At 29.1% G+C, this 25,488-nt stretch carries 20 protein-coding genes; 18 read left to right on the top strand and 2 right to left on the bottom strand.

Annotated elements, in window-relative coordinates:
• Positions 1-51 precede the first annotated feature (51 nt).
• The 5 genes from deoD to F3K33_RS21165 all read left to right on the top strand — a co-directional run bounded on the left by deoD (position 52) and on the right by F3K33_RS21165 (position 4,522).
• The gene (gene deoD, locus F3K33_RS21180) at positions 52-765 is read left to right on the top strand and encodes a purine-nucleoside phosphorylase (RefSeq protein ID WP_012060299.1); all 714 of its coding nucleotides are present in this window, start codon (positions 52-54) and stop codon (positions 763-765) included.
• A gap of 394 nt (positions 766-1,159) precedes the next feature.
• Complete coding sequence (locus F3K33_RS21175) at positions 1,160-1,507, top strand: arsenate reductase family protein (protein WP_023973128.1); 348 nt, start codon at positions 1,160-1,162, stop codon at positions 1,505-1,507.
• Positions 1,508-1,624: 117 nt separating this feature from the next.
• Positions 1,625-1,783, top strand: a complete 159-nt coding sequence (locus F3K33_RS26520) for a hypothetical protein (protein ID WP_023973127.1) — start codon at positions 1,625-1,627, stop codon at positions 1,781-1,783.
• Positions 1,784-2,124: 341 nt separating this feature from the next.
• Complete coding sequence (locus F3K33_RS21170) at positions 2,125-3,192, top strand: HD-GYP domain-containing protein (RefSeq protein ID WP_039771113.1); 1,068 nt, start codon at positions 2,125-2,127, stop codon at positions 3,190-3,192.
• Positions 3,193-3,493: 301 nt separating this feature from the next.
• Positions 3,494-4,522: an alpha/beta fold hydrolase gene (locus F3K33_RS21165; RefSeq protein WP_039771552.1), complete on the top strand. Its 1,029-nt coding sequence runs from the start codon at positions 3,494-3,496 to the stop codon at positions 4,520-4,522.
• Between the two features lie 70 nt (positions 4,523-4,592).
• On the opposite strand, the gene F3K33_RS21160 is transcribed toward F3K33_RS21165, so the two are convergent.
• Positions 4,593-5,066, bottom strand: a complete 474-nt coding sequence (locus tag F3K33_RS21160) for a hypothetical protein (protein ID WP_017209115.1) — start codon at positions 5,064-5,066, stop codon at positions 4,593-4,595.
• A gap of 259 nt (positions 5,067-5,325) precedes the next feature.
• On the opposite strand from F3K33_RS21160, the gene F3K33_RS21155 reads away from it, so the two are divergent.
• From F3K33_RS21155 to F3K33_RS21135, 5 genes are all read left to right on the top strand, one after another.
• On the top strand, positions 5,326-6,669 hold the full coding sequence (locus F3K33_RS21155; RefSeq protein WP_039771554.1) for an alpha-amylase family glycosyl hydrolase: 1,344 nt from the start codon (positions 5,326-5,328) through the stop codon (positions 6,667-6,669).
• 99 nt (positions 6,670-6,768) lie between these two features.
• Positions 6,769-8,742, top strand: a complete 1,974-nt coding sequence (gene pulA / locus F3K33_RS21150; RefSeq protein ID WP_039771557.1) for a type I pullulanase — start codon at positions 6,769-6,771, stop codon at positions 8,740-8,742.
• A gap of 28 nt (positions 8,743-8,770) precedes the next feature.
• Positions 8,771-9,541 carry a DUF4931 domain-containing protein gene (locus F3K33_RS21145; protein WP_023973123.1) on the top strand — a complete coding sequence of 257 codons (771 nt, stop codon included), beginning with the start codon at positions 8,771-8,773 and terminating at the stop codon, positions 9,539-9,541.
• Positions 9,542-9,774: 233 nt separating this feature from the next.
• A complete protein-coding gene (locus F3K33_RS21140; protein ID WP_023973122.1) occupies positions 9,775-11,490 on the top strand; it encodes a ribonuclease J in 1,716 nt (571 codons plus the stop codon).
• A 402-nt stretch (positions 11,491-11,892) separates the two neighbouring features.
• Positions 11,893-13,068 (top strand): DegT/DnrJ/EryC1/StrS family aminotransferase, encoded by a 1,176-nt coding sequence (locus tag F3K33_RS21135; RefSeq protein WP_031275518.1) that lies wholly within the window; start codon positions 11,893-11,895, stop codon positions 13,066-13,068.
• Positions 13,069-13,162: 94 nt separating this feature from the next.
• Here F3K33_RS21135 and F3K33_RS21130 read toward each other — a convergent pair whose 3' ends face one another.
• Positions 13,163-13,984, bottom strand: a complete 822-nt coding sequence (locus F3K33_RS21130; protein ID WP_023973120.1) for a FlxA-like family protein — start codon at positions 13,982-13,984, stop codon at positions 13,163-13,165.
• A 189-nt stretch (positions 13,985-14,173) separates the two neighbouring features.
• Between F3K33_RS21130 and F3K33_RS21125 the strand changes: the two genes are divergently transcribed.
• The 8 genes from F3K33_RS21125 (at position 14,174) to F3K33_RS21090 (ending at position 25,316) form a co-directional block, all read left to right on the top strand.
• Positions 14,174-15,334, top strand: coding sequence for a MerR family transcriptional regulator (locus F3K33_RS21125; protein ID WP_023973119.1), 1,161 nt, complete (start codon positions 14,174-14,176; stop codon positions 15,332-15,334).
• A 159-nt stretch (positions 15,335-15,493) separates the two neighbouring features.
• Positions 15,494-16,261: an IclR family transcriptional regulator gene (locus tag F3K33_RS21120; protein ID WP_023973118.1), complete on the top strand. Its 768-nt coding sequence runs from the start codon at positions 15,494-15,496 to the stop codon at positions 16,259-16,261.
• Between the two features lie 84 nt (positions 16,262-16,345).
• Positions 16,346-17,233 carry a dihydrodipicolinate synthase family protein gene (locus F3K33_RS21115; protein ID WP_039771560.1) on the top strand — a complete coding sequence of 296 codons (888 nt, stop codon included), beginning with the start codon at positions 16,346-16,348 and terminating at the stop codon, positions 17,231-17,233.
• 65 nt (positions 17,234-17,298) lie between these two features.
• Positions 17,299-19,035 (top strand): dihydroxy-acid dehydratase, encoded by a 1,737-nt coding sequence (ilvD, locus tag F3K33_RS21110; protein ID WP_039771562.1) that lies wholly within the window; start codon positions 17,299-17,301, stop codon positions 19,033-19,035.
• 211 nt (positions 19,036-19,246) lie between these two features.
• The gene (locus F3K33_RS21105) at positions 19,247-20,908 is read left to right on the top strand and encodes a glycoside hydrolase family 43 protein (protein WP_039771564.1); all 1,662 of its coding nucleotides are present in this window, start codon (positions 19,247-19,249) and stop codon (positions 20,906-20,908) included.
• Positions 20,909-21,150: 242 nt separating this feature from the next.
• Positions 21,151-22,524 carry a glycoside-pentoside-hexuronide (GPH):cation symporter gene (locus F3K33_RS21100; RefSeq protein WP_039771566.1) on the top strand — a complete coding sequence of 458 codons (1,374 nt, stop codon included), beginning with the start codon at positions 21,151-21,153 and terminating at the stop codon, positions 22,522-22,524.
• 432 nt (positions 22,525-22,956) lie between these two features.
• Positions 22,957-24,657 (top strand): methyl-accepting chemotaxis protein, encoded by a 1,701-nt coding sequence (locus F3K33_RS21095; RefSeq protein ID WP_031275516.1) that lies wholly within the window; start codon positions 22,957-22,959, stop codon positions 24,655-24,657.
• A 209-nt stretch (positions 24,658-24,866) separates the two neighbouring features.
• The gene (locus F3K33_RS21090; RefSeq protein WP_039771568.1) at positions 24,867-25,316 is read left to right on the top strand and encodes an Hsp20/alpha crystallin family protein; all 450 of its coding nucleotides are present in this window, start codon (positions 24,867-24,869) and stop codon (positions 25,314-25,316) included.
• Positions 25,317-25,488 lie beyond the last annotated feature (172 nt).

Raw genomic sequence — 25,488 nt, 5'->3', positions numbered from 1 at the left:
ATATATTGATCATTAATTGAGATGATGTGGTTAAAATTATGGAGGTAAAAAATGAGTGTTCATATTAATGCACCTGAAGGTGCTATTGCAGAAAGCGTATTATTACCAGGAGACCCTTTAAGAGCAAAGTTTATAGCAGAAAACTTTTTAGAAGATGTAGTTTGCTATAATGAAGTTAGAGGTATGTATGGGTTTACAGGAACATATAAAGGTAAGAAAATTTCAGTTCAGGGAACAGGAATGGGAATACCTTCAATTTCAATATATGCAAATGAATTGATACAAAGTTATGGAGTTAAAAATCTTATAAGAGTTGGAACATGCGGTGGATATAGCGAAAAAGTTAAGGTTAGAGATCTTATAATAGCTATGTCTGCATCAACAGATTCAAATCTTAATTTAGTAAGATTTCAAGGTAGAACATTTGCGCCAACAGCAAGTTTTGAATTATTGAAACCAGCATACGATATAGCGGTTGAAAAAGGTTTTGATCCTAAGGTTGGTAGCATATATAGCTCTGATGTATTTTATGGCGATGATGATGAAGATTGGAAGAAGTGGGCTAAGTTTGGTTGCTTAGGAGTAGAGATGGAAGCAGCAGCGTTATATACAATTGCAGCTAAATTTGGAGTTAATGCATTAGCTTTACTTACAGTAAGCGATCACTTTGTAACTGGAGAAGTTACAAGCGCAGAAGAAAGACAATTGACATTTACAAATATGATGGAAGTTGCTTTAGATACTATAGCAAAAATAGAGAATTAGTATCAAAGAGTTAAAATAGTAATTTGAAAGAGAAGATTCTTACTTGAGGTTAGAGATAATCATATGCTAGTAATTAGTATATAATTAAAAGTAAGGATTTTCTTTTGTTATAATGCAAATTTTACATTGTTAATACACAATATAAAGTCAAAATATATTTGCTTTTTGTCCATAATCAAACTATGATTTAGTCATCAATATATTGCAAAAATAATGCTTCATAATAATTCTAAATATAGTGCATGAATTTTAACCATTATTGTGAATTATGAAATGTGCATTGTGATTGCAACACATATTTTAAATCTATATATAATTTAAAATAATGCATAGATTAGAATATTGTATGAGGCGACCTAAAGAAAATTAAAATGAAAGTAAGTGAAATGGATTTATGAATATACAAGTATTTGGAACTAAGAAATGCTTTGATACTAAAAAGGCAGAAAGATTTTTTAAAGAAAGAAATATAAAATTTCAGTTTATCGATTTAAATGAAAAGCCTATGAGCAAAGGCGAATTTAATAACATAATTAAAGCGGTGAGTATTAATGAATTAATAAATACGAAGGCAAAGGAATATGTAAAATTAAACTTTAATAATATACGAAGTGCAGAGATTAAAGCAGAATTATTATTAAAAAATCAAAAAGTTATAAATACTCCTATAGTAAGAAATGGTAAAGAAGCAACAGTTGGATATAAAGCAGAAGAATGGAATAGATGGATAGAAAACAACTAAAATAATGTTTGAAGATGATGCTACTATACCAACAGTTTCTATTTAATCTCATGTATACTATAGAATTTTTTTAGAATACTAAAATTGAGATTATTTTAGAAAGGATATGAAGTAGTTATGGCAAAAGCAGGAATGAGAAGACCAGACCCAAGTGAACCACATGGAACAGAAAGCAATCATAAAACACATTATAAAAAAAATGATGTAAAAGATGTTCCAATAGAGATACAAGGAAAAGCTAAGACTGGAAATAAGAAAGCGTCTTCCATAGAATAATGTGTGTATAAATAGAGTCATAGTAGATGTGATGTAGTGTAAGGATGGAAGTTAAATTTCATCCTTATATTATATACATATATTTTCTCAATATTATGGAAGAACTACAATTCAAAATAAATTAAAACTTATTTTGACAAAATATAAAAGATATAGAATAATATAAATAATAAATAAATTTTTACTCGAATATTGTTTTATAAGTTTAATATAATCTTATTTATTATTGTTCTTATATATTTAATTAGGGGATTTTTTAATTTTTAGGTCATAGAGATAGATATATATATTCTGTCTATACTTAGAAACATAAAATTTGTTATATGATGGGTGTGAGTATTATGGAGAAGAGTACAAAAGTAATAAGCTTTAACCAGTTAAAAGAAGGAATGGTAATAGCTAAAAATGTAGAGCAAAATGGGAGTGTATTACTTAAAAAGGATATTTCGGTAACTGAACAAATTATAGAAAAAATAAAAAAGTTATATGTTATTGGGAATGTAGAGATATATTGTGAAAATATTGCTGTAAAAAGTATTGAAGTAGAATTAAAGAAAGAGACACAATGTAAAAAGATTGAAGAAGAATTCAATGAAATTTCTTTAGCATTAAGAAAAACTTTTAGACAACTTGTCAATAACAATGAAGAAGCTCTAAACGAAGTGAGGGAATTTTCTAGAAAAATTCAAAATGAGATACAGCCAGGTAGTTTGGTTATAAAGAATATAGTTCTTTATGGAAGTGGAACAGATTCAATATATAGACATGGAGTAAATGTAGCAGCACTAAGTGCACTCATAGGAAAATGGACAGGATTAGAAAAGGCGAAGTTAAATTTATTAGTATATTCAGCAATTCTTCATGATTTTGGAAAGACAAAAATAGCAAGAGAATTATTAATGAAAGAAGTAGGATTAACACAAAATGAATTTAATACAATAAAAACCCATGCTCAGAAAGGATATATGGTAATAAAAGAACTTTCGTTTTTGGACAAGGCTGTGAGCTATGGGGTACTGATGCACCATGAAAGATTAGATGGGTCTGGTTACCCGCTTGGGTTAAAGGGGGAAGCTATACATCCTTTTGCAAAAATCATCGCTATAGCTGATGTATTTGATGCAATTAATTCTAATAGAGGATATAAGAAAAAAAGGCTTCCATTTGAAGCATTGCAAATAGTTAAAAACGAAAGTTTAGGAAAACTAGATTACGAATATGTAAAGATATTTTTAGAGCATGTTATAGATTATTATACAGGTGAAGAGGTATTATTAAATACTAATGAAAAATGCAAGATAATACAGATGAATGTAAATAATTTAGAAAAGCCTCTGATTTTGAAGGGCGAAGAGTTTATAGATTTAGAAAAAGAAAAGAAATTATATATTAAAGAGATATTATTATAAAATAGAAAGTTTATGTAGTTTATAACTATTACGAAAATATAATTAGAGATTAATATAATTTAACTAGAAATAAATAAATTTAAAATAAAAATGTTATAAATAGTATATAATAAGGTAAATATTTTAAATAAAATTTCTAATAAGTAAATTTTATTTAAAATATTTACCTTATTTTTGTATGTAAATTTATAAATCGATCTATATTTTAACTTGAAATTATAATGGATTTAAAATAAGTAATTTATATTAATAGTTAAGATAAATTTTGATTCCAAAATTTATAGGTAGGGAGGGGAAGATTATGAATGAAGATAACTTAGCATTAACGGCATCTTCATACTCGAATTTTAAGGATAAGTATCTTGAAATATATATTTCACAAGATAATTATAAGGAAAAAATGATAAATATAGTTGAACCTTATCTAAAGAAGAATCTAGAAAGTGGCTATATTCTAGGAGCAAATGACTTAAAACTTTATTACGAAAAATTCATTGTAAAGAAGCCAAAAGCTAATATAGTCATTTGTCATGGATTTGGAGAATTTACTGAAAAATACAATGAACTAATTTATTATTTTATAAAGGAAAACTACTCTGTTTTTATTCTTGAACATAGAGGGCATGGTAGATCACAAAGACTTGGGATGGATAATTATCAGATTAATGTTGAAAACTTTGATTACTATGTAGAAGATTTCAAAAAGTTTATAGATGAAATTGTTATTCCAGATAGTAGGAATAAGAAGTTGTTATTATTTGCACACTCTATGGGAGGATGTATAAGTACTGTTTTTTTAGAGAAATATAATAGTTATTTTAATGCTGCAGTGTTAAGTTCGCCAATGCATGAAATTAATACTGGGAAAGCACCTAAGATTTTAGCAAATATTATTTCTAAAGCAATGAGGGTTTGCGGAAAAGGAAATTCATATCTTCCAGGTCAGAAGCCATATGTTGAAAAGAAGGATTTTTACAGTAGATCGACTAGTTGTAAGGAGCGATATCAATATCTTTTGGAAAAGATTAAAAAGAATGATAATTATCATAGTGGTGGATCATCGGCTTTATGGTATATCGAAAGTTTAAAAGCAACTAAAGAACTAATCAGAAGAAAGAATATATCAAAAATAATGGTACCAATACTATTATTTCAAGCTGAATATGATACACATGTTATCCCAAAAGCACAGAATAGGTTTGCGCATTATGCTAAAGATTGTAAGGTGGTTTATATGAAAGGCTCTAAACATGAATCGTATTTTGAAAGAGATGAAATAGCTTTTTCTTTCTTTAATAGGGTGTTGTCATTCTACGAAAATAGCATTTAATAATAATATAACGTTAAAAGAACAAATTCTATCGATTAGAGTTTGTTCTTTTATAAGCATGAGATGTAATTTATCTTAGAAATTGACTAAGTATATCTTTGGTTGAAAGTTTGTTACCATTAATAATATCTGTATAATCCTTTAATCGTTCATTTTCTTCATCTGTTAAATTCTCATTAGAACGTTTTTTTTCAACTAAACTTTTAAAATCTACATAGTCCTTATCTCCAAGTTTTCCTTTGATGATAGAATCTATAAGTGAATGTAGAGTTTTCTGTTGCTCTTCTGAAAGATCCTGACCTTTATTTTTACATTTTTTTAATTCAAGCAATTCCTTTTTTTGTTCGGCAGAAAGATATTTATAATTTTCCTCTCCAAACACATTAAAACCATTAGATTTATCTTTATGAGCATAGTAAGTTGAAATCTTTAAGCCGCCAAGTGAGTAAGAAGCTGCACTTGCAACTGTTGGTTTAGGAAGAAATGTTAGGCAATTTATTGCCAATAAGAAAGTTGTTATGTATTTTATAGCTTTTGTATTCATTCTTATACCTCCGTAGATATTTAATTTCAATATCTAGTATGTGACAAAAATGATAATAATATTTATATAAATTTTCTTATTATAGAAATAAAATATATAAACTTCCAATATGTATTTCTAATTATGGAGAGTTTTTATATAATTAGGAAGGTGATAAATATAAGGGCGTCTAAAAATCAGGTTTATTATTTATAAACTAGTGGTGTAAAAAAATGGCGGCAAAGTGGTATAATGTATATAAACTAAAGGGGATGAGATTATGAATTTATGGATTAGGGAAAGTATATTTTATCAATTCTATACACTTGGATTTTGTGGTGTTTTAGAACCAGGTAAAGTATATGATAAAAAAAATAGGTTAAACAAAATTGAAAAATGGATACCTCATTTAAAAGAAATGAGAATTAATGCTGTTTATTTTTCACCAATTTTTCAGTCGAGTTATCATGGTTATGACACCAAGGATTACTACAAAGTTGATGAAAGACTTGGAACTAATGCGGATTTTAAAGAAGTATGTGAGCAGTTACACAAGAATGATATAAGAATAATCTTAGATGGGGTATTTAATCATGTAGGAAGAGAATTTTGGGCATTTAAAGATGTTCAGATAAACGGAGTAAATTCTAAGTATTGTAGCTGGTTTGCAGATTTAAATTTCAATAGCAAAAGTCCGATGGGGGATGAATTTAATTATCAAAGCTGGAATGGCTGTTATGATTTAGTCAAACTTAATTTGAAGAATGAAGAAGTTAGAAATCATTTGTTACAGGCTGTAAGTACATGGATAGATGAATTTGATATAGATGGGTTAAGGTTAGACGCAGCTGATAGCATTGATTTTGAGTTTTTTAAAGTTTTAAAGAGATTTGTAGAAGGAAAGAAGAAGGATTTTTGGCTAATGGGTGAGGTTATTCATGGAGATTATAATAAATGGGCTAATCCTGAAAATCTCGATTCTGTGACAAATTATGAATGTTATAAGGGAATTTATTCAAGTCATAACGATAAGAACTATTTTGAAATTGCATATTCATTAAATAGATTATTTGGTTTAGGCGGAATTTATAAGAATCTATGTCTATATAACTTCGTTGATAATCATGATGTTAACAGGCTAGCAAGTACATTAAAAAAGCCAGAATATATATATAATTCATATATATTGCTTTATACAATGCCAGGTGTGCCTAGTGTATATTATGGGAGTGAATATGGTCTCAAGGGAGTTAAAGGAAATGGTACAGACTTACCTTTAAGACCAGAATTAGAATTTGGAAAAATAGATGAACAAGATGATAAGTTATTTGAATTAATTAAAAGGTTAGGTAATATTAGAATTAATAGTGAAGCATTAAGATATGGGGATTATGAACAAGTTGTTGTTAAGAATGAACAATTCATATTTTCTAGAAATACTGATAATGATAGAGTTTTTGTAATATTAAATTTATCTGATAAAGAAAGTGTTTTAGAATTTAAATTACCCTTCGAAAAAGGTATTGATTTATTAGATGAAAATGAAATAGTGATTAATGCTAATGAAACAAGCATAGTGGTCCCAGCATTTTCGGGTAAAATAATAACAGAATTAAGAAAGTAACATGGAGATAATCGGCTAGAATTTAAGAATATATGGATAGGGTAAATATTATTTACATGAAAAACATTTAATAAAACTAGTAAAAGGGGTAATAATATAATGAATTTATTAGATAATGAGTACAATAACTATGATGGGAATCTTGGTGCAGAATATTGTAAAGATGGTACAAGATTTATAGTTTGGGCACCAAATGCAAATAATGTCCGACTGGCGCTATTTGGAAAGGATGAAAAGAATTATACAAATGCACCAGAAGAAATATTAGACATGAATCGAGGAGTACAAGGAACTTGGAACATAGAGGTGAAAAGAGATCTTGAAGGTGAATTTTATAATTACTTAATAATTAATAGTGGAAATGAAAGAGAAGCTGTAGATCCATACGCAAAAGCCCTTGGGGTTAATGGAAACAGGGGAATGGTAATAGATCTTAAAAAAACAGATCCAATAAATTTTGAGGAAGATAGAAAACCAGAGCTAAGCTCCGCAACGGCAGCTGTAATATACGAGGTTCATGTAAGAGATTTTTCAATAAATGAGAATTCAGGAATAAGCTCAAATAAAAAAGGAAAGTATACCGCGTTTTGTGAGCATGGGACTACAATTCCAGGAAAATATACAAAGACAGGAATAGATTATTTAATGGAATTGGGAATAACTCATGTTCATTTACTTCCGGCATTTGATTATGAAACTGTTGACGAAAGTAAACCAGATATGCCACAATATAATTGGGGATATGATCCAAAGAATTATTTTGCGCCAGAAGGATCGTATTCAACAAATCCTTTTAATGGAGAAAAGAGAATTAGAGAATTTAAGGAAATGGTTAAAAGTATACATGAAGCTGGACTTAGAGTTGTTATGGATATGGTTTATAATCACACCTATAAAAGTCATGAATCTAATCTTAATCTGGCAGTACCAGGATATTATTATAGACAGGATCAAAATGGAAATTTTTCAAATGGATCTGGTTGTGGCAATGAATTAGCTTCAGAACGATATATGGTAAGAAAACTTATTGTTGATTCAGTAATTTATTGGGCTAAGGAATATCATATAGATGGATTTAGATTTGATTTAATGGGTTTACATGATATTGATACTATGAAGCAAATTAGAGCTGAGTTAGATAAGATTGATACATCTATACTTATGTATGGTGAAGGTTGGACTGGAGGCTGGACTCCATTAAGTGGTGAAGAGTCATCAGTAAAGCAAAATATAGTAAAATTTGATAAAATGCAAATTGCAGCATTTAGTGATGATACTAGAGATTCAGTTAAAGGACATGTGTTTAATATAAATGAAAAAGGATATGTAAATGGTAGAACAGGGATTGAAGAAAGTATTAAATTCTGTATTGTAGGAGCTACTGGTAAACAAGGCATTAACTATGATAAAGTCATATACTCACGCTTTGCATGGGCAAATGAGCCTTATCAATGTATAAATTACATTTCGGCTCATGATAATTATACATTATGGGATAAACTATATTTAACTAACAATGAGTCTTCTCAAGAAAAACGTAAGAATATGAACAAGTTAGCAGCGGCTATAGTTTTAACATCTCAAGGGATACCTTTCTTTCAAGCGGGAGAAGAATTTTTAAGGACTAAGAAAAATGATGATGGAAGCTTTAGTCATGATAGTTATAATGCTCCTGATAGCGTAAATAATTTAGAGTGGGATAGAGTTTTTGAATATAAAGAAATTGTAAATTACTATAAAGGTCTAATTAAATTAAGAAAGAAATATAAAGCGTTCAGAATGAATTCAAGTGAAGAAATTAGGAAGAATTTAACATTTTTAGAGTATGGAGAGGATTTTTACAAAGAAAATGTTGTAGCATATAAGATAGAAGATAACAGTGAGAAAAACTTGTGTAATACTATAGTTGTAATATTTAACCCAAATGATGAGGAAGCATTTATAGATTTAAAGGAATGTGGATGGAGTGTCCTTGTTAATAAGGAAAGAGCTGGAGTAGATGAAATTTACGCGATAGAAGGTAATAGTATAACTGTTCCTTCAAAGTGTGCACATGTATTAATTAAAAAATGATTTTGATGGAAGGTTTTTGGTGATATAAATGGAAAACGATAAGTATTTAGTATTTTTAAATGAAATTAATAAGGATAAGCCAAATGAATTTAAAAAAATAAATATAAAGGAATGTCCGTTTTGCAATAGAGAGACACTTACAGATGTTATTGATGAAGACGGGCCATTTGTATTACTAAAAAATAAGTATCCGACTATAAAAGATACTTATCAATTAGTTATTATAGAAACGTATAATTGTAATACTGATATGGGACAGTATTCTGCAGAGTATATGGAGGATTTAATAAGATTTAGTGTTAAACATTGGCTAAGAATAGAGGCAAGCGGAGAATATAAATCAGTAATATTTTATAAAAACCATGGTCCAAATTCTGGCGGAAGCTTAAAACATCCTCATATGCAGATAGTAGGTCTTGATGACATTGATTATAAATTAAATATAAAAGATGATTATTTTGAAGGAATAGAAATTCATAAAAGTGATAATTGTTTAGTTAATCTATCACATAAACCATTTAATGGATTTACTGAATTTAATATAATTATAAGTGATGATTTATATGCATTAAATGAGTTGGCATATAATCTTAGAAAGGTAGTTCATTACCTTTTAAATAATTATTTCGTGAAGTGTGATAGTTTTAATATATTTTTCTATCATATAAAAAATAAAATTTTATGTAAGGTCATGCCAAGATTCAGCAGTTCACCATTGCTTCTTGGATATGGAATCAGACAAATATCAAGTTGTGAAAATGAAATAGCTGATAAATTAAAAGCAATGTATTTTCAGTAAAAATATTAAGATATTATTCCATGCATATTATATATATAAATATAATTTATGGGCTTAATATCGAAATAATTTAATGATATTTAAAGACGAATATAACTATAAAAAGTAGCATTATAATTTTTAAATTATGATGCTACTTTTTAGGTTAAAATAAATTTTAAAGTTTACTTATATATTTAAAGTTAATTGTAAATAATTAAAGCATAGAATAAAAACTTTTGAGGTGTGATAATATGGAGAATAATGAAATTGGAATTAGTAAAAATAAAATCAATAAAAAAACAAAATCTAAACAAATTCCACTTAAGATAATTCCATTAGGTGGACTTGGTGAAATAGGAAAAAATATGACTGCCTTTGAATATGATAATGAAATAATAGTTATAGATTGTGGATTAGCATTCCCAGATGAAGACTTATATGGAATTGATATAGTAATTCCAGATGTAACATACCTGATTAAAAATAAGAATAAAGTTAAGGGGATCTTTATCACCCATGGACATGAAGATCATATTGGTGGACTACCATATGTATTAAAGCAAATTAATGTTCCTATATATGGAACTAGATTAACACTTGGATTAATAGAAGGTAAATTAAAAGAGCATACTATGCTTAGTGACTGTACATTAAATGTTGTTGAACCGGGAGAACTAATAAAATTAGAGCAAATAAAAATTGAATATATAAGAAATAACCACAGTATACCTGATAGCTGTTCTATTGCATTGCATACCCCAATAGGAGTTATTGTTCATAGCGGTGATTTTAAAGTGGATTTCACACCAATAGATGGGAAGGTTATGGATCTGCAAAGATATGCTCAGTTGGGGAAGAAAGGTGTACTTCTCTTAATGGCAGATAGCACTAATGCTCTTCATAAAGGCTACACAATGTCAGAAAAAACAGTTGGAGAAACACTAGAGAATCTTTTCAGTAGGGCTACTGGTAGGATTATAGTATCTACATTTGCATCAAATGTTCATAGATTACAACAAATTAGTGATTGTTCAATAAAATATAATAGAAAAATAGCTTTTAGCGGTAGAAGCATGGAAAATATATCTGAAGTTGCTATGGAACTTGGATATTTACTTATTCCAGAAGATATGATAATAAGTCTAGATGAAATAAAGAATTATCCAGATGATAAGCTAACTATTGTTACAACTGGAAGCCAGGGAGAATCTATGGCAGGATTATCAAGAATAGCTGCATCAACACATAGGCATATACAAATAATAGAAGGAGATATGGTTATTATCTCGGCAAGTCCTATACCTGGTAATGAGAAGGCGGTATCTAACTTAATAAATGATCTAATAAAGAAAGGTGCTAATGTAATCTATAAATCAATAGAGGATATACATGTTTCAGGGCATGCTTGTGAACAAGAATTAAGGCTGATTCAAGCTTTATTAAAACCTAAATTTTTTATACCAGTTCATGGTGAGTATAAGCATTTAATTACTCATGCCAAAATAGCAGAGAGTATGGGAGTAGATAAATCTAAGACATTTATTTTAGAAAATGGTGATGTTTTTGAATTAACTAGAGCTACTGGAAAAGTATCAGGAAAAGTACCATTTGGAAGAGTTCTTGTAGATGGTATGGGGGTTGGAGATATAGGAAGTATGGTTCTTAGAGATAGAAAGAATCTAGCAGAGAATGGTATAATCACAGTGGTTATAGCTATAGACATAAGAAATAAAATTATAATATCCGGTCCAGACATAGTGTCAAGAGGTTTCGTATATGTAAGAAACTCTGAAGAATTAATAGACGAAGTTAGAAATATAGTTACTAACGTTGTAGAAAAATGCTTAGATAGAAACATAACTCAATGGGCGGAAATAAAGAATGGAATAAGAAGAGAAGTTGACAATTATGTTTATACAAAAATGAAGAGAAAGCCAATGATATTACCAGTAATTGTTGAATTATAATTAGGTAGTTCCATGAAACAGGGATAATAAATAGTTAAAAGTTATTATTGTATGTAGAAAGGGCTTCTTGATTAAACAACCACCTATTTTTAGAAAAAACTAGTTTATAAATAGACTAGCTGAAAATGGTGGTTTATTTATTATTCTAAGATAAATATTTTTAACTTGACTCTTACCTAAGGGTGGAGTTTATAATAATATAAAAGAGAGTCTAATATAAAAGTTATTTTCTATAAATTACTTTTAGAGATTCTATTATATATATGTTACAAAAATAATTATTCATCATAATTCTAAAAATATTGAAAGAATTTTAGCCGTAATTGTGAATTGTGAAATGTGCATTATGGATTGCAACATATATATTAAAATTTTGTGCTTAAATTAGAGAGGATGAATTGTATGAAAAAGATACCATTTTCACCACCAGATATAACTGAAGAAGAAATAGAAGCAGTAGGTAATGTATTAAGATCTGGTTGGATTACTTCTGGACCAAAACTCGCAGAGTTTGAGGAAGGAATACAAAATTATCTAAATGTTAATAAAGCATTAGCATTAAATAGTGCGACTGCTGCAATGGAACTAGTCCTTAAAGTATTTGATATAAAAGAGGGGGATGAAATTATTTCTACTCCATATACATATACTGCTACTTCAAGCGTTGGTATTCATAGAGGGATTAAACCTATATATGTTGATGTTAAAAAAGATACTTTCGAAATGGATATAGATAAAATTGCTGATAAGATTACAGATAAAACAAAGGTAATTATGCCAGTGGATATTGCAGGAGTACCGTTTGATTATGATGCTTTAAAGAAAGTTTTGAAGGATAAAAATAGAGAAGATATTATAATACTTTGCGATTCAGCGCACTCTTTTGGTGCTAAATATAAGGGAGAACCAGTTGGATCTCAATGTGATTTTCACTCATTTTCGTTTCATGCAGTTAAAAATCTAACTACAGGAGAAGGTGGAGCCGTTACATTTAATGACAACCACTTTGGTGATCATGAGGATTTACTTAAATATATGAGATTTACTGCTATGCATGGACAATCAAAGGATGCTCTAAGTAAGCTAAAAGCAGGTGCATGGGAATATGACATTATAAATGATGGACTTAAGTGTAATTTGACAGATATAGGGGCAGCCATAGGTTTAGTTCAATTAAAAAGATATGAGAAAATGTTGGAAAAGAGAAGACAAATATTTAAGATATATAGTGATATTTTATCAAAAGAAGAATTTTCAATAATTCCATTTACAAAAGATGAGAATGGAACTGAGACATCATATCATTTATACCTTTATAGAGTTAAAGGATTTGATGAGAAAAAGAGAAACGAAGCTATTCAAAAGTTAGCAGATAGAGGAATAGCAACAAACGTTCATTACAAACCGCTTCCTATGCTAACTCTATATAAAAACCTTGGATATGATATTAAAGATTATCCTAATGCCTATGCACAATATGAAAATGAGATCACACTTCCAGTATATACTACATTATCTTTAGAAGATGCTGAATATATAGCAAAAGAAGTTATAAAAGTAGTTAAAGAATTATTATAATTATTCTTACAAATATAAAACAGCCCATACAATGAGGCGGGCTGTCTTATGTTTTTTTGAATCTGATGGAATATTTTAATATGTTTTTTAGAAGCTAAACTATAGTTTCGGTAGTTTTATTATATGGATTATTATTAGGTTCCGTATTTAAATTACTATTGGTTTTATCTTTTGAACTTTTATCTAACTTATTAGTATTATTATCTATGTCTTTTGTTTCTCCATTTAACTTATTGTCATCTTTATCTTTGATTTGTTTAAGCGCTAATTCTGTTTTAGCTTGAATGCGTTCAGCACTTTTATTTATGTCTCCAATCTTTTTAGAAATGGTCATGTTTATATTGGCTATGCTTGCGCCTATTTGCGATAAACGATTATTATCGTAGCTGTTTTCGATATTATTTGGTTTGATATATTCAGCTTCTACTTTTTGCCTGTTTTTACTATCCTTTAGTAAATGTATAGTTTTTTGTGAACCACTAATCTTAATAAGTTCACCTAAGCTAGCAGAAATTATTACATCGCCTTTTGTTTTATTATCGTCTTTGTTAGGTGTTTCCTCTTTAGCTTTTTTCTTTGAAATTTCATCTTGTTTCTTTTGAAGTTCTTCTTGTTTTTCTTGAATCTTTAGCTGTTGAATCTGAGAATCAACATCCTTTATTTTTTGATTTAATTCATCCATTTTAGCTTTTTTCTCTTTTGCGTCCATTTCTTTAGCCATCAATGCTTGTTTTTCTTCTTTAAGTTCTTGTTTTTGCTTTAGAAGATTTTGCATTAAACCGCTTTCTTTTTTATCTTGTTTATTAGTAATACTAGAATTACCATTAACAACATTTTTGTTTTTGTCATCAGTTGAATTGATATTAATATTTTTGAATAAATTGGTTCGATTTGAATTTATAGTTATACTGCTCATTGTTAATTATTCCTCCTTCAATTATTTTATCGGAATTATATGGGAAAAAATAAGAGTATAACGCATAAAATAGTTAATAATATTAATTAAAATTTATCGGAAAGGTCATGAAAGATAGTGTGTCCTTAAAATTAGAGTTGACTATACCCTAAGGTAATGGATTAGAATAATGTTATGGAGGGAAATAAATTGAAAATTGGTGAATTTGCTAAGAAATCAGGAGTGACAGTGAAAACATTACTTCATTATGACAAAATTGGATTACTTAAGCCTAGTGAAAAAACTGATTCAGGATATAGAATTTACTGTGAAGAAGACCTATTAAAGCTTCAGCAGATTACAACCTTAAAATTCATTGGGTTGTCGCTAAATGAAATAAGTCATATATTACATGAAAGTGGAGAAAACCTAGAGAATATGATAAGTATTCAAAAGAAAGCCTTGGAAGAAAAGAAGAAACATATTGAGGCTGTAATTGATGTTTTTAATAAAGCACAAAATACAGCAAAGAAAAATGGTTTTCTAGATGCAAGTAATTTGATTGATATCATAAAAGTAACTAATATGGAAAGTAGGGTTAGGGAACAATATAAAACAGATAAGAACTTAAATATTAGAAGTAATCTTCATAGCTATAATGTAAATAAAATAGATTTTGATAAATGGTGTTTTAATCAGATGAATTTTTCATTAAACGCAAATGTACTGGAACTTGGATGTGGAACAGGAAAGCTTTGGTTTAAGAATAAAGATTATATAGAGAATACTTTAAATATTACAATATCTGATTTTTCTAGAAGTATGATTAGAATCGCAAGAAATAGATTGAAAGATGTATATCATGATTTTCATTATGAAGAAATTAATGCTGAAGAAATACCTTATAATGATGAAACTTTTGATATAATCATCGCTCAACATATGATTTATTTTGTTCCAGATATAGAAAAGGCTTTAGCTGAGATACAAAGAGTACTAAAGCCTAATGGTGTATTTTATGTGACAGCTAATTCTTGTAATTCTATGAAGGAATTAAATAGACTTTCAGAAAATTTTGCGCCTAATTCTGGGTTAGATAACAATGGGTATTCAGAAAGATTTGACCTAGAGCACGGAAGAGGAATGCTTGAAAAATATTTTCATAAAGTAGATGTTGAAATTTTAGATGGTAAAATAATAGTAGATAATGCTGAACCAGTAGTATCATATAAAGCTTCAACTATTCAAGGAAGTTCAATACTTATTGGTGAAAAGAAAAAAGAATTTACGAAATATTTAGAAGAATATATTAAAAAAAATGGAGATATATCAATAACAACCCAAACATGCATGTTTAAAGCAATGAAATAAGAATATTTAGATTTCAAATTAGAGAATATATTAGAAAAGAATTAATGGATAAAATATTAATTTTATTCAATTATACGATTGACAGAAAGAATAGCACAATATATAATAAATACGATAATTGGAATGGCGTTTTATATATGGAACAGTGAGGTGAGCTTTTTGAACACAGCGATTCTAAGAGGAATAGAAATTTTAAGGTTTGTTGGGCAAAGTGATGAACCCGTAACAATTGCTGAAATAAGTAAATATCTTAATATACCTAAAACCAGTGTATTTAATATAGTTAATGCATTGGTAAGTGAAAAGTTTCTATCAATAGAAAACATGAAATTGAAGAGTTATGAATTAGGGGTAGGAGTCTTTGAACTTGGAAGCTTATATTTAAATAAGATGGAATTAACTAAGATATCTAGTGCTTTTTTAGAAAAGTTGTCTAATGATATTGGAGAAACAGTGTTTTTAGCAGTAGTAAATGATAATGAACTTGTATATTTAGATAAGCATGAATCAAAAGGCACTTTAAGAACAACTGGTAATTTGGGATCTAGAACATCAATGTATTCAACAAGTTTAGGTAAGGCTATTTTAGCAACTTATAATAGTGCGCAGTTAAATAATTATTTTGAACAGATTATATTTATTCCTAAAACTAAGAGTACAATAACGAATAAAGAATCCTTAATGGAAAACTTAAATTTAATTAGAGAAAGAGGATACTCTATTTCTGATGAGGAAAATGAGGAAGGATTATTTTGTATAGCTGTGCCTATATATAATAGGATGGGTCAAGCAATAGCAGCAGTATCTATTTCTACGTTAAAGATGAAAATTAATGATGAGCGTATTGGAGTGTGTGCAGAACTTATAACTAAAGTTGCACTGGATATTTCAAAAAAATTAGGATATAAAAAAGAAAGTTTATTTTAATTTTTGAGATGATTTTATCAATCATCTCAAAAAAATAATCAATATATAGAATGGTGTTTCAAATATGAAACACAAGGAGGCTTTATGTTTAAAGGAATTTATACACCAATAGTGACTATTTTCAATGAAGAAGGGAAGATTGATAAGAAAAGTTTAGAGATTTTGATTGAGAAATTAATAAAAGACGAAGTAAATGGGATTGTCATATTAGGATCGATTGGAGAATTTTTTAATTTTTCTTCTTTAGAAGAAAAAAAAGATTATATTAAGTTTGTATCTAAAGTTATAAATGGGAGAACAAAATTAATAGTTGGAACTGGGGATAACAATATAGAAGAAGTTATCGAATTAAATAAATGTGCTAGTGATGCAAAAGCAGATGCTGCTTTGATTATAACTCCATATTTTTTTGGTTTAGATGAAAATTATATATACGAATATTATTCAATAATAGCGAAGAATACGGAATTACCTATTATAATTTATAATTTTCCTGCTAGGACATCTATAAACGTATCATATGAATTAGTGTTAAGATTAGCAAATGAATTTAATAATATTGTTGGCATTAAAGATACTACAGATTCTATTAGCAATATTAGAAGGTTCGTCCAAAAAGTAAAGAAAGTTCGTAAAGACTTCTGTGTAATTTCTGGATTTGATGAATACTTAATACCTAACTTATTATCTGGAGGAGATGGTATTATAGGTGGATTAACTAATGTAAATGCAAAATTATTTGTAGATACGTATAAAGCTGTTCTAAATAGAGACTTTGAAAAATTATTTATACTCCAAGATAAAATAAATAGATTGACTGAATTGTATGATTTGACAAATCCATTTATAGTAGGACTAAAAGAAGCAGTTAATATATCTTTAAAGTTAGATATAAATACATCTATAAGAAATTATAATATTAAAATAAATGATGATATAAAAAATAAAATACAAGAAATCATAGAAAAATAAATAGATGATTATGTCTAGATTGCACTAAATATTTAAAGTAATAAATTATTGAAAGGAGATTACTAATGTTAGAGAATTCTATAACACCAAAAAGCATTTCAGAGCGTAAGCTTTGGTCACAATTTGATTCTCTTCAAATGGGAATGGATTGGGATGAAGAAGATATAAAAAAGCCACAAATACTTATTGATGATGTATTTGGAGATAGTCATCCAGGAAGTTCTCATCTTATGGGATTAACGCAGCAAGTAAGTATTGGTGTGTATGAAAAAGGAGGACGTCCAGGACAATTTCACGTTACAGATATTTGTGATGGATGTGCTCAAGGACATGATGGAATGAATTTTGTATTAGCTTCAAGGGAAGTTATTGCGGATATGGTAGAAATTCATGGATCATTTGTTTCATGGGATGGAATGGTTTTAATTTCTTCGTGCGATAAATCAATTCCTGCTCATCTTAAAGCGGCTGCGCGTATGGATATACCAACTATATTTGTTCCTGGTGGAAGCATGAGACCAGCTCCATATATGTCTACATCTATTAAGGCTGGAGATATTTCTTTAAGAGAAAAGAAAAAAGGTGCTATAACTGATCAAGAAGTCCGAGATTTTAAATTGACTGGCTGTCCATCTGTAGGAGCTTGCCAGTTTCTTGGTACTGCAAGCACCATGCAATGTATGGCTGAAGCACTAGGTTTAGCGTTGCCAGGAAGTGCACTTGCGCCTGCTACAATGAGAGATATAACAGCAATGTCCAGAAAAGCTGGAAGGCAAATTATGAATTTGGTTAAGGCAAATATTACAACAAAGGATATACTTACTCAAGAAGCGTTTTACAATGCAATTGTTGTACATGCGGCTATAGGTGGATCAACTAATGTAATGTTGCACCTTCCTGCTATAGCTTATGAACTTGGCATAGAATTAAAACCTGAACTATTCGATGAGATTAATCATAAGATTCCACACATAGGAAACATATATCCTAGTGGAGAGTACCCAACTGAAGCCTTTTGGTTTGCTGGAGGTATTCCTATGGTACAGTGGTTATTAAAGGATTATTTAAATCTGGATGTACTAACAGTAACAGGTAAGACCCTAAGAGAAAATCTTGAGGATATAAAAAATGATGGTTTCTTTGACAGAATAGAAGGATATCTTCATAATTATGGATTAAATCGAGATCAGTTAATAAAACCAGTTGAGACAACAAAGGAAATGGGATCTATTGCAGTTCTGAAAGGAAATTTAGCTCCAGAAGGTGCAGTTATCAAATATGCAGCAGTATCAGAAAATATGATGTATCATGTGGGAGCTGCAAGAGTATTTGATTGTGAAGAAGATTGTCATAATGCTGTAATTGAAGATAAGATTAATCCAGGAGAAGTCTTGATTATACGCTATGAGGGGCCAAGGGGATCTGGGATGCCAGAGATGCTTATGACAACAGAGGCTATAGTATGTGATAGCAGATTAAATGGATCAACAGTTTTATTAACAGATGGGCGCTTTTCAGGAGCTACAAGAGGACCATGTGTTGGACATATATCGCCTGAAGCAGCAACCGGAGGGCCAATCGCGTTAGTAAAAGAAGGAGATTTAATTGAGCTTGATATAAAGGAGAGAAAGCTAAATATTGTTGGAATCAATGGAAAATCATATAAATTGGAGGAGATAGAAAAAATATTAGAAGAACGAAAAGCAAATTGGAGTCTCCCTAAAACAGGACCAAGAAAAGGGATATTTGGACGTTATACAAGGGGAGCTGTATCAGCAATGAAAGGCGCTTATTTAGAGTAATTATATAATAATAAGCATTTTGTAAACGATTATTAATAAAAAATTAATTTAACATAAAATATCTGAATTTTATAGGGGAAAGTTAAAAATCAAGGTCTATTTACAGAGATGAATACTTATGACAAATGGAATTATATCAGAAGTTCATTAATTTTTATGATTTAGATGAAAATTATAAATAAATATTTAATTAGTTAAAGGAGAGAAGTTAATAATGAAAATTAAAAATCCAATATTAAGAGGATTTAATCCAGACCCAAGTATTTGTAGGGTAGGCGAGGATTATTATATTGCAGTATCCACTTTTGAATGGTTTCCTGGAGTACAAATTTATCATTCTAAAGATTTAATTAATTGGAATCTAGTTGCTCACCCTCTAAATAGAATTTCACAACTTGACATGAAAGGAAATGCTGATTCTGGTGGTATATGGGCTCCATGTTTAAGCTATAGTGACAATAAATTTTGGCTAATATATACAGATGTAAAAGTTACAAAAGGAATTTGGAAAGATTGCTACAACTATTTAGTTACTTGTGAAACTATTGATGGAGAGTGGAGTGAACCAGTTAAGTTAAATGGTTCAGGTTTTGACCCTTCTTTATTCCATGATAAAAATGGGAAAAAATATTTATTGAATATGCTGTTTGATAATAGGGTATATAACCATAGATTTGCAGGTATTGTAATGCAAGAATATTCTCCAGAAGAAGAAAAATTAATTGGGGAATCTAAATTAATTTTTAAGGGTACAGATCTTAAATTAACAGAAGGGCCTCACTTGTATCAGATTGGAGATTATTACTATCTTTTAACAGCTGAAGGTGGAACAAAATATGAGCATGCTGCTACAATAGCACGTTCTAAAAATATTGAAGGACCTTATGAAATACACCCAGATAATCCTATTCTTACTGCGTGGGATAAGCCTATAAATGAATTACAAAAATGTGGTCATGCATCTATTGTACACACTCATACTGATGAATGGTATTTAGTTCATTTAACAGGAAGGCCACTTCCATCAGATGAAGTTCCTGACACTGAAGTGAGAGGATATGATAAAGAAACTGGGAAACCACTTCCACATACAGCGCCAAGAGGATATTGTCCACTTGGAAGAGAAACAGCTATTCAAAAACTTGAGTGGATTGATGGATGGCCATATGTAGTAGGTGGTAAAGAAGGTTCAATAGAAATTGATGCTCCTAATATGAAAGAAGTAAAATGGGAACCTAGTTTTAAGGAATTAGATCATTTCGACAATGATAAATTGAACATTAATTTTCAATCACTACGTATTCCGTTGACTGAGGATATAATGTCCTTAACAGAAAATCCAGGAAATATGAGATTATACGGAAAAGAATCATTAATATCTAAATTTACACAGGCCTTAGTCGCTAGAAGGTGGCAATCTTTTAATTTTGATGCGGCAACAGGTGTGTCCTTCAATCCAGATACTTTTCAGCAATCAGCAGGTCTTGTATGCTACTATAACACAGAAAATTGGACAACAATTGATGTAACTTGGAATGAAGAAAAAGGAAGAGTAATTGATATTATTTCTTGTGATAACTTTGAATTTTCACAACCACTAGCTCAAAATATGATACCAGTACCAGAAAATGTTGAATACGTACACCTAAAAGTAGAAGTTAGGGTTGAAGAATATAAGTTCTTTTATTCGTTTGATGGAGTGGAATGGAAGGAAATACCTACAAGTTTTGAATCTAAAAAATTATCAGATGATTATGTAGGTGGAGGAGCGTGCTTTACAGGGGCATTTGTAGGTATGCACTGTCAGGATGTTAGCGGAAATAATAAATCTGCTGATTTTGATTATTTTATGTATAAAGAAAACCTAATATAGTTTTATTAAAATATGAATTGCTTATTAAACAGATAGAGGTAAACGATTTATTTTATGTTTTTATCAAAACAAGCTGTAAATATATGATTTTTAAAAGATTGGACTAGTTAAAGGTTGCGGAATCCCGCAACCGACTATATAAATACTAAATTATAAGGAGGATAGATATTTAGAAAATACAAAATTTTATAGAAGTGTATGAAGAAAAATATTATAAATTAAAAATGGAGGATGAATTTTAAATGAATATCAGTCAAGTAAGATCTAAGATTTCTGAAAAAATTACTATGAAAGAAAAGGTGGGGTATGCCACAGGAGATTTAGCTTGTAACTTTATTTATCAAACAGTAAGTAGCTATCTACTATTCTTCTATACAGACGTTTTTGGAATTTCGGCTGCAGCAGTTGGATTCATGTTTCTAATAGTAAGACTGTTTGATGCTGTAATGGATCCACTAATTGGGACAGTGGTGGATAAAACGAATACAAAATACGGAAGATTTCGTCCATATATCTTATATGGTGCTTTTCCCTTTGCAGGAGTAGCTATACTTTGTTTTACAACTCCAGCATTTTCAGATCCTATGAAATTAGTATATGCGTATGTTACTTATATACTATTATCAGTAACTTATTCAGTAGTTAACATTCCTTATGCAGCACTTACTTCAGCGATTACTCAAGATAACAAGGAAGTTGTAAGCCTAACTTCAATCAGAATGTTATTTTCAAATACCGGAGGATTAATTGTTTCTTTTGGTGTACCGCTTTTAGCTGGAATATTTACAAATATGACTGGAAAAACAAGCACAGGATGGCAAATTACCATGTCAATAATGGGAATTTTAGGTGCACTTCTACTAATCTTTTGCTTTTTGAATACTAAAGAGCGCGTTCAAATAGATCATTCTGAAGATGCAAAAATCAATGTTAAAGATATTTTTATTCAGTTAAAGTCAAATCGTCCACTAGTTATCATATGTATGTTCTTTATTCTTAATTTTGGCGTTAACTCAATAGTTAATTCTGTTGGGATTTATTATGTTACTTATAATGTTGCAAGACCAGATTTAGTAAAATGGTATGGTTTAATGGGAACTCTACCTGCACTAATACTTATGCCGTTAATGCCATTAATGTATAAATGGATGGGTAAGAAAAAATTATTATTTACTGCTTTATCTTTGAAAGCAATTGGATTAATAGCTTTATTTGTTATTCCTGCAACAATGGTTCCACTTGTATTTGCAGGACGATTAATCGCAGCATTGGGTACCATCACTGCAGGTGCATTCACATGGGCGCTAATTCCTGAAACTATCGATTATGGTCAATATAAGACAGGTAAACGTGCAAGTGGTGTTATTTATGCGCTAGTTGGATTCTTCTTCAAGTTTGGTATGGCGATTGGAGGAATTGTTCCTGGATTAATACTAGCGAAATTCGGTTATGTTGCAAATCACGCTCAAACTGAGACAGCATTACATGGCATTTTAATCACAATGACTGCAATTCCAGTAATATTTGTAATTATTGAACTTGTTGCAATATTCTTCTATAACTTAGATGAAAAAGAACATAAAAGAGTATTGAGTGAATTAAATACAAGAGCATAATTTATGGAAATTTATTCTATATATAAGACTAGGTGTTGAGGGAAAATATTTATGTAAAAGTAATAGTTATGTTTTAAAGATTCATAGATGTGTTTGGATAAGCACATGAAATATTGTCAGCTAATAGAAATGTCCAATTATTAGTAAAAGGAAAACCTCTCTATAGATATCAAATTTATAGTGAGGTTTTTTTGTGTTATAAAAAATCATAGAATTACTTATATTTCATATTTTTTCATATATGTCTTGAATTTGGTACATAAATTGATATAATAGTAAATGAAATTCATTATCAATTAAATGGCGAAAAGAAAAATTAATGTAATTAAAACTCATACCATCATTAATTTCGATGATTAATTAGCAAGAAAGATAAATTAATCATGATTATAAAAAGGAAAAATGTATTTTATTATTCGGGGGGAAACAGTTATGTACCAAAGATTACATGAACTTATATCAGGAGATCCAATAAATAAGAAAATAAAAAAATCATTCTTAATAATCAATATGTTTACAATAATAAGCATGATTATAATAGTAAGTATTTTATATATGTTTTCTTATAAAACCAATTTGTCATATAGGAAATCATATGCACTTTCAGATAATATATCAAATATGAGAATTAGTTTACAAAAAATAGAGAAAAATCTTTATAAAGCAATAGCTGAGGAAGATATGGAGAAAGAACAAAAATATTTAGAATTAGTAAATGAAGAAGTAAAAGAATTCGATAGTAATTCTAAAATTTTAAAAGAAACACTACCTGATTATGAGCTAATTGATGAGATTAATTCATCTGTAGAATTAGCCGCAAAAAGTAGAAGTGATATAGTGGAATTGATAAATAAGAAAGAGAAGATATCAGCCTTATCAGTAATGGAAAATACATATTCTTATCAAATAGATGGAATAGCAGATAAAGTTATAGAAGTATATAAACAGTCTCAAAAACAAACATCTAATTTTTTACATAAGGTAGATATAATTAACAATATAATATTAGGATTTATAATAATCATAATGATCAGTACACTAATAATAACGTCAACAATAAGCGGCGTGTTGACAGATATATTTATTAAAGGAATTAATAATATAAAAGAAATATCTGAAGAATTATTATATGGAAATCTCAAAGTTGAAAGTAGCTATGAATCTACAGATGAAATGGGTGAGATGGCAAGTAATTTGATTAGCGCTATTGAGATGATAGACTCATATGTAGATGATATTACAACAATTTTAGAAAAAATATCAGTTGGAAATTTGGATATAGAGTTAGAGAAAAATGTGCAATATAAATGCGATTTTATTCCTATACAAGAGTCGCTTGAGAGTATTATAAACACATTGAATAGTGATTTCTATGGTATATCAAGGACAGTAGAGTTAACATCAAATAGATCAGAACAAATATCACTAATTACAAAAGAACTATCAGATGGAGCAACAAATCAAGCAAGTATAATAGAAAAACTTTTAGACAATTTTAATAAAATATTAACTAAAGTTACTATAAACGCCCAAAATGCAGAGGAAGCTAATAAAGTATCGGAAAGTACCAAGGATATTGTATCTGAAGGAAATCACAAAATGGAAGAGTTAATGAAATCTATAGAGGAGATTGCTCAATCTTCCAATCAGATTTCAAAGATTACAAGCTCTATAGAAAATATAGCATCACAAACAAACCTTTTGGCGCTTAATGCTGCTATTGAGGCTGCGAGAGCTGGAGAAACTGGAAAAGGATTTGCGGTGGTAGCTAATGAAGTTAAGAGCTTAGCCGAACAATGCTCAAATGCAGTTAAAAATACTAATATGTTAATAGGAAATTCTTTATTTGCAGTTAAAAAAGGTGAAAGTTTAGCAAAAGAGGCTTCGAATTCATTACAAAATATAGTGGTTAATGTAGATAATAGTGCTAAATTGGTCAATGAAATATCACTAGCATCGCAAGATCAAACGAATGAGATAATGAAAATGACAACGAGAGTTAACGAAATCTCTGAAGTTATACAGATTAACACAGCTAAGGCACAAGAAACTGCGGCATCAACTGAAGAATTATCACTTCAAGCCCAAAATATAGCTGAAAAGATGTCTAAATATGATTTGAAATCAAAGTGAAAGAATAGAGATCATGAAAAATATATAAGCAATAAAAAATTAGAGAAAATAAAAGCAAATACTATGTAAGTAAAAGATAATTTAATATTATAGAAATATATAGTAAGAGAAAAAAAATAAAGGACAAAAACTGATTTTGACCTTCTTTGACCTTTTGGCTATAATTTACTTGTAAAAACAAATAATAAATATCTTAAGGAGGTCTTAGTATGTTTGGATTGATACCTTTTAGAACTAACGGATTAGACAAGAAGGGAGGCTCAATTGAAGATTTTTTCAATGGATTTTTCAATGATGATTTCTTTTCACCAATGAGTTTTGGTTTTGGAAATAACCAAAAATTTAATGCTGATATAAGAGAAACTCAAAATGAATATTTAGTTAGTGCAGAATTATCAGGTGTTAAGAAAGAAGATATAAACCTTGAATACAGAGACAATACTTTAATTATTTCTGCTCTTAGAAATGAAGAAATAAATGAAGAAAAAGATAATTATATTAGAAGAGAAAGGGCTTATGGAAAAATATCAAGGACTTTTCATGTTGAGAACGTTGATAAATCAAGAATTTCTGCAAAATTCCAAAATGGAGAATTGCAAATTATATTACCTAAATTAAACGAAACTATAAGAGACGATAGTAGAATTTTAATTCAATAGTTTATAGATTAAACAAGTATATTATATGTAATTTGATGTATAAAATATTAGACAAAAATGAAATGAATAGAGAAGTTATTTAAGAGATAGTTGGATCGTACAATTATTGCGGGTTCACGACTATCTCTTTAATTATTTCTATTGTATATAGCATTTAATCTATAGCATATTT

Source organism: Clostridium beijerinckii, from assembly GCF_008705175.1.
Lineage (GTDB): Bacteria > Bacillota > Clostridia > Clostridiales > Clostridiaceae > Clostridium > Clostridium beijerinckii.
The sequence above is the reverse complement of the archived record's forward strand: the minus strand, read 5'-3'. Positions and strand labels throughout refer to the sequence as shown.